General features: G+C 75.4%; 6 protein-coding genes and 1 pseudogene. 4 read left to right on the top strand and 3 right to left on the bottom strand.

The annotated features are described in order from the left end of the window. Positions 1-1955: RICIN domain-containing protein (locus KMS84_RS37100; RefSeq protein WP_285894433.1), on the top strand; the 1955-nt coding region annotated here is incomplete at its 5' end. A gap of 187 nt (positions 1956-2142) precedes the next feature. Continuing rightward, positions 2143-2799: a DedA family protein gene (locus tag KMS84_RS37095; protein WP_256920955.1), complete on the top strand. Its 657-nt coding sequence runs from the start codon at positions 2143-2145 to the stop codon at positions 2797-2799. Between the two features lie 48 nt (positions 2800-2847). On the opposite strand, the gene KMS84_RS37090 is transcribed toward KMS84_RS37095, so the two are convergent. Further along, positions 2848-3399 carry a gamma carbonic anhydrase family protein gene (locus KMS84_RS37090; RefSeq protein ID WP_256920954.1) on the bottom strand — a complete coding sequence of 184 codons (552 nt, stop codon included), beginning with the start codon at positions 3397-3399 and terminating at the stop codon, positions 2848-2850. A gap of 127 nt (positions 3400-3526) precedes the next feature. On the opposite strand from KMS84_RS37090, the gene KMS84_RS37085 reads away from it, so the two are divergent. Beyond that, positions 3527-4291, top strand: coding sequence for an acyltransferase (locus KMS84_RS37085; protein ID WP_256920953.1), 765 nt, complete (start codon positions 3527-3529; stop codon positions 4289-4291). A 50-nt stretch (positions 4292-4341) separates the two neighbouring features. Here KMS84_RS37085 and KMS84_RS37080 read toward each other — a convergent pair whose 3' ends face one another. Next, a complete protein-coding gene (locus KMS84_RS37080) occupies positions 4342-5199 on the bottom strand; it encodes an EamA family transporter (RefSeq protein WP_256920952.1) in 858 nt (285 codons plus the stop codon). Between the two features lie 135 nt (positions 5200-5334). Between KMS84_RS37080 and KMS84_RS37075 the strand changes: the two genes are divergently transcribed. Next, positions 5335-5916: a helix-turn-helix domain-containing protein gene (locus KMS84_RS37075; protein ID WP_256920951.1), complete on the top strand. Its 582-nt coding sequence runs from the start codon at positions 5335-5337 to the stop codon at positions 5914-5916. Between the two features lie 21 nt (positions 5917-5937). Here the strand turns inward: KMS84_RS37075 and KMS84_RS37070 are convergent. Next, positions 5938-6917 (bottom strand): annotated as a pseudogene (locus KMS84_RS37070) (cation diffusion facilitator family transporter). Between the last annotated feature and the right edge of the window lie 65 nt (positions 6918-6982).

Genomic DNA, 6982 nt, shown 5'->3' with positions numbered 1-6982 from the left:
CGCCCCACCCGCCTCGCCCCGGCTGGACTCCCGGGGATTCCGATCCCGAACTCGTCGCCCGGCTGGCCGACCCCGACGGCCGCGCCCACGCGATAGCGCTGCTCTTCGCCCGGCACTGGCGGGCGACCCAGGACTACGCCACCGTCTGCCTGGCCGGCACCGAGGACACGGCCCGTCTCGTGGCCGCCGCGGCCTTCCACGACGTGCTCGGCCGACTGGCCGACGGGCGCACCGGCGGGGCCCTGCGCCCCCAACTCCTCGTCGCCGTGCGGGAGACCGTCAGGGAATGGGCCGGCGCCGACAGGGTCGCCGCCGTTCTGCCCGAACTGCGGAAAACCGTCGGCGGCCGCGGACTGCGCGCCGCGCGCCCGGTGACCGCCGAAAGGCGGCAACTGGCCGAACGGGCTTTCCAGTTGCTCCCGTCCGCCTCGCAATGCCTTCTGTGGCACACCGAGGTGGAGGCCGAACCCCTATCCGTACCGGCCGGTCTGTCGGGGGTCGACGGCATCGCCGCGCCGGCCGCTCTGGAACAGGCCCGGGAACAATTGCGGGCGGGTTGTGTGCGCGCCCACCGGGAACTCGCGCCGACGAGTGAATGCCGCTTCTACAACCGCCTCCTCGACGTTCCCCTGCGGCGCGGCGGAACGCTCCTGCCCGATGTCCGCCGCCATCTCGCGCACTGCCGCTTCTGCCGCCATGCCGCCGAACAGCTCAGCCATTTCGACGGCGGACTGGACGTGCTGCTCGCCGAGACCGTGCTCGGCTGGGGCGCCCGCCGCTATCTCGACTCCCGCCCCGGACGCGCGAGCGCCGACGCCCGCGACGCGCCGGTCCGCCCGGCCGGGCCGCGCGCGGCCGCCGGCGGGGGCCGGCACCGCACCACCTCCGCGGGCCTGCTCGACCTGCCGGGCAGGCGTCCCAAGACCGTGCTGGTCGGCGTCGGACTGACCTCCCTGGCACTGCTCGCGACCGTCTTCGTGGCCAAGGGCTGGTCGGACGACGGCCCGCCCGCGCCCGGCGCGACCTGGGGCGCGCCCGTCGGCCGGACCAGCACCCCGGCCGGCGGCGGGCAGCAGACGCCCGACGGCTCCCGCGCTCCCTCGTCCTCCCTCGCCCCCTCGCTCTCCCTCGCCCCCTCGCTCTCCGGCTCCCCCTCGGCGGCCTCCGCCTCCCACGGCGCCGAGGTCGCGCTCGGCAGCCTGCGCGGCCCGGACTCGACGCTCTGCGTCGACGCCTCGGGCGGCCGGGTCGAGGCCGGTGTCGGGCTCGTCCTGGCGGACTGCTCCGCGGCCGCCTCCCAGCGGTGGTCGTTCCGGCGGGACGGGCTGCTGCGCAGCGTCGCCGATCCCACGCTGTGTCTGGCCGCGGACCCCGGCCGGCGCACGACCTCCCTGGTCCGGTGCCTGGTGCACGCGGGCGAGAGCTTCTTCGAGCTGACCGTCCGGGGCGAGCTGCTGCTGCGCCGCGACGACGAACTCGTCGTCGCCCGGGACGCCGAAGGGGCGGGGGCGTCGGTCGTCGTCTCCGGGCGGGACGGCTCGGCGGGACAGCGCTGGGTCTTCGACACCGCCGGGACGGCGCCCGAAGCGCCCGGCCCGCAGGTGCGCAAGCGGACAAACCCGCCCGCCGCGGATGCCCCGGACACCCCGGGCGCTCCGGCCCTTCCGGGCTCGCCCGCGCCCGGCGGTACCCCGGGCCCCGCCCCCGACGGCGCTCCCGCGCCCGCCGGGACGGCTCCGGCCGATCCCGGTTTCCAGACCAGGATCGCCCAGGTGAGCTGCTGCGACGCCCCGGCCGCCCCGGCCGACCCCACCGGCCCGTCGGAGCCCGCCGGTCCCGTCGCCGCCACCGTGGTCGACGCCCTCCCCGCGCCGGCCGTCGTGTCCGAGGCGTCCGCCGCCTCGGAGGCGCTCGGCCGGATCGTGCACCAGGCGGGCGCCTCCCCGGGGCGCTGAACCCGCGAGGGCCGCGAAGCCGAAGGAGGGGCCGCACGAGGGGAGTGGCCCCTCCTTCTTCCGTCCTTCCGCGCTCTGCCGGGGGACCGTCGGACGCCGCACCCGCCGGGCGGACCGGCCGGAGCCGACCCGGTAGGCTTCCGGGGAAGGGCGACAGAGCCGGGGCGTCAAACGGGAGGAACCCGCGGTGCACGTGCAGGAATGGCTCGACTCGGTGCCCGCGGCCGCCGTGTACGCCGTGGTCGCCCTGGTCATCGGTCTGGAGAGCCTCGGCATCCCGCTCCCCGGTGAGATCGTCCTCGTCTCGGCCGCGCTGCTGTCGTCCCAGCACGGCGGTGTGAACCCGGTCGTCCTGGGCGCGTGCGCGACCGCCGGCGCCGTGATCGGCGACTCCATCGGCTACGCCATCGGCCGCAAGGGCGGACGCCCGCTGCTGGCCTGGCTGGGCGCCAAGTTCCCCCGCCACTTCAGCGAGGGGCACATCGCCACCGCCGAGCGTTCCTTCGAGAAGTGGGGCATGTGGGCCGTCTTCTTCGGCCGGTTCGTCGCCCTGCTGCGCATCTTCGCCGGACCGCTCGCGGGCGTCCTGCACATGCCCTACTGGAAGTTCCTCACCGCCAACCTGCTCGGCGGCATCGCCTGGGCGGGCGGCACGACGGCCGTCATCTACTACGTGGGCGTCGTGGCGGAGTCGTGGCTGAAGCGGTTCTCCTGGCTGGGGCTGGTGCTCGCGGTGCTGATCGGCCTGACGTCGATGCTCGTCATCAAGCGCAAGGCCAAGCGCGCCGCGCAGGACAGCGCGCAGGCGAAGGCCGAGGCCGAGCCGGCGGTCGCCGCCGAGTAGCCGCCGCGGCGGGACGGGCGGCGGCCGCCGGGCCGGCCGACGCCCCGTCTACTCCGGGATGTTCCCGTGCCTCTGCGCGTGGACCTCCCCGTGGGCCTTGGCCAGGTCCGCGTAGAGCGTGCCGTTCAGCGTCACGCCCTGCCGCTCCTCCTCGCTCAGCTCCCGCTTCACCTTGGCCGGCACCCCGGCCACCAGGGATCCCGGCGGGACCTCCATGCCCTGCGGCACGAGGGCCTGCGCGGCGACGAGCGAACCGGCCCCGATCACGGCGCCGTTGAGCACCGTGGCCCCCATGCCGACGAGACAGTCGTCGCCGACGGTCGCCCCGTGCACCACGGCGTTGTGACCGACCGAGACCCGCTCGCCGATGGTCACGGGGAACCCGGGGTCGGCGTGCAGCGTCACGTTGTCCTGGATGTTGGCGTCCGCGCGGACCGTGATCCGTTCCACGTCCCCGCGCACGACCGCCCCGTACCAGACGCTGGCCCCCGCCTCCAGGGTCACGTCCCCGATCACCGACGCGGTCGGCGCCACGAACGCCTCCGCGTGGATCTCGGGTTCCCTGCCGCCGATGCCCACGATCAGCGCCCTGTGCGTCATCACCGTCTCCTCGTGCCCGACCGGCAGCGCCGATCCCGTCGTTCCCGGCACCGTACGCCACCGGGTGGGGTGAAGATCACAGGGGCTCGGGCCATCGGCCGCGGCGCGCGCTGAGTACGGTGAGCGGGTGCCGAAGCGCAAGAACACGTTCTCATCATGGCGGCGCCGACAGGTGCAGCGCGCCGTCCACGCGGGCTGGTCCTGGGTGCAGCGCACGGCCTCCGTCACCGCCGAGCGGCCGGGGCGCCTGCGCTTCGGCTCGATCGGCGTCGGCACCCGGCTCGCCTTTCCCCTCGGCACCGTCTTCGGCGAACCCTGGATCCACCTCGGCGCGCACTGCATCGTCGGCGAGCAGGTGACGCTGACGGCCGGTCTGATGCCCGACCTCGACCTCGGCCCGGACCCGATCCTGCGCCTCGGCGACGGCGTGGTCCTCGGCCGGGGCAGCCACGTGATCGCCGACACGACCGTCACCATCGGCAGCGACTGCTACTTCGGCCCCTACGTCTACGTCACCTCCACCAACCACTCCTACGACGATCCGCACGAGCCGATCGGCAAGCAGTGGCCCCGCATGGAGCCCGTGGAGATCGGCCCGGGGTGCTGGATCGGCACGGGGGCCGTGATCCTGCCGGGGGCGCGCATCGGGCGCAACGTCGTCGTCGCGGCCGGCGCCGTCGTGCGCGGGACCGTGCCCGACCATGCCGTCGTCGCGGGGGCGCCGGCCAGGGTCGTCCGGCGCTGGACGCCCGCCGAGGGCTGGCAGCCGCCGCTGCGCAGCCCCGCGCCCGTGCCGATACCGGACGGCGTCACCTCCGACCAGCTGGTCGCGCTCTCGGAGCTGGACGACGAGACCGTGGCGAAGCTGGCCCGGTTGGAGCCCGGCAGCTGAGCCGGGGCACGGTCACGGCTGCGCCTTTCGCGGCCGTGGCCGGCCGCGCCTCAGCCGGTGGCCGGCAGCAGTGTGCCGAGCAGGGCCAGGCCCGCGCCCGCCGCCTGGACCGCGCGCAGCCGCTCGCGCAGGAAACCGCGCGCGGCGAGGGCCGTCACCACCGGATACAGCGAGGCCGGCACGGCGGCCACCGTGACCGGGCCGAGCCGGGCGGCGACGGCGTAGGTCCCGTTCGCGGCGACGTCGGCGAGACCGACCGCCCCGTACGCCGGCAGCGCGGCCAGAGCCGGACCGCCCCGCGGCAGGGCGGGAGCCCCGCGCCGCACGGCCGCGTACAGCGCGGCTCCGCCCGCCACCACGTTGACCACGCGCTGTGCGAACAGGGCGAGGAACAGGCCGGTGACGGACGTGGAAGCCTCCGTGATCAGCACGAACACCGTGCCGAAGCCGAGCGTCGCGACCAGCGTGAGCAGCACGGCCCGGCGCTGCACCGGCGCACCCCGCAGTTGCGGGCCGCCGGCGAGGACCACCCCGGCCACGGCTACCGCGATGCCCGTGACCTGCACCGGACCCGGGCGCTCGCCGAGGGCCAGCCCGACGCAGACCGGCACGGCCACCCCGAGCGCGGCGAGCGGGGAGACGACTCCCATCGGGCCGAGCGCCAGCGCCTTGTAGAAGGAGAGCAGGGCGACCGGACCGACCAGCCCGGCCGCGACGGCGAACCACAGCCGGGGGCCGGCCTCGCTCCAGCCGCCGGTGACGACCACGACGCCGCCGAGGACCACGGCGGCGATCGACTGCGAGACGACGACCACGGTGAGGGCCGGGGCGCGCCGGGTCAGCAGCCCGCCGCCGAAGTCGGCCAGTCCCCACAGGAGGCTGGCGGACAGGGCGAAGAGTGCTGTCACGGGTCCCTCGCAGTACAGTTCGGTGCACGATCGGGTACACCACACCGTAGTTCAGGACAGTGGACTCTGTCGTCCATGATGATGGACTCCGGTTCTCGGCGGAACCGGATGGAAAAGGGCGGAACAGGAAGCGACGTGTCGGACCTCGACCTGCTGACCCAGTCCCTGGCGCGCAACGTCAAACGATGGCGCACCGAGCGCGGCTTCACCCTCGACGCGCTCGCGGCGCGCGCCGGGGTCAGTCGCGGCATGCTCATCCAGATCGAACAGGCCCGGACCAACCCCAGCCTGGGCACGGTCGTCAAGATCGGGGACGCGCTCGGCGTCAGCATCACCACCCTGCTCGACTACGAGCGGGGCCCGAAGGTCCGCATCGTCCCCGCGGACCAGGCCGTGCGGCTGTGGCACACCGACGCGGGCAGCTACAGCAGACTCCTGGCGGGCGCCGAGGCGCCGGGTCCGCTGGAGATGTGGGACTGGCTGCTGATGCCGGGCGAGAGCAGCGGCTCGGACCCGCACCCGCTCGGCACCGTGGAGATCGCCCATGTCACCGCCGGCGAGCTCACCCTCACCGTGGACGGCACGGAGCACCGCGTGCCGGCCGGTGCGAGCGTCACCTTCGAGGCCAACGCCGCGCACCGGTACGCCAACCTCGGCGAGAGCCCGATGCGGATGGTCCTGACGGTGTCGGTGCCCCCTCCCGCGCCCGCGCACTGAGACGGGACGCGCGCACACCCGTCACCCCCGCACCCGCGTGGCTCCGTGATGGGCGAGGAGCAGGTGCGGGTCGTCCTCGCCCGGCGCCGGCGCCGGGTCCGCGTGGACCAGCGCGGCCGTCAGGCGCGGCACGGCGTGCAGCAGCGCGTGTTCGGCCGCCACGGCGATCCCGTGGGCCTGGCGCACCGTCGCCTCGCCGTCCACCACGACCGCCACCTCGGCCCGCAGTCGGTGCCCGATCCAGCGCAGCCGCAACTCGCCCACCCCGCGCACCCCTTCGACCTCCCGCACCGCACGTTCGGCGCGGTCCACCAGAGCGGGGTCCACGGCGTCCAGCACCCGCCGGAACACCTCCCGCGCCGCGTCCCGCAGCACCAGCGCGATCATCGCGGTGATCGCCAGCCCCACCACGGGGTCCGCGAGACGCCACCCCAGCGCGGAGCCGCCCGCGCCGAGCAGCACCGCCAGCGAGGTGAACCCGTCGGTGCGCGCGTGCAGCCCGTCGGCGACCAGCGCGGCCGAACCGATCGAACGGCCCACGCGGATCCGGTGGCGCGCGACCCACTCGTTGCCCGCGAAGCCCACCAGCGCGGCCACGGCGACGGCGCCGACGTGGTCGACGGGCCGCGGATGCAGCAGCCGCTCCACCGCCGCCCATCCCGCGAAGAGCGCCGACGCCGCGATCGTCAGCACGACGGCCAGGCCCGCGAGTCCTCGGCCCGTCCGAAGCCGTAGGTGAAGCGACGGGTGGCCGCTCGTCGGCCCAGCACGAAGGCGATCCCGAGCGGCACGGCCGTCAGCGCGTCCGCCGCGTTGTGCACGGTGTCGCCGAGCAGCGCGACCGACCCGGACAGTGCGACCACCACGCCCTGTGCGACGGCCGTCGCGCCCAGCACCGCGAGTGACACCCACAGGGCGCGCATGCCCCGGGCCGAGGACTCCAGGGCCGGATCCAGTGTGTCGGCGCTCTCGTGGGAGTGCGGGGTGAGGACATGGCGCAGGCGGTGGCGGAGGCGGCCGGGGGAGAGGGGCGACCCCGGGTGCGCGTGCGCGGGGGCCGCGTTGA

It is taken from the genome of Streptomyces hilarionis, assembly GCF_024539675.1.
GTDB classification, from domain to species: Bacteria; Actinomycetota; Actinomycetes; order Streptomycetales; family Streptomycetaceae; genus Streptomyces; species Streptomyces hilarionis.
The sequence above is the reverse complement of the archived record's forward strand: the minus strand, read 5'-3'. Positions and strand labels throughout refer to the sequence as shown.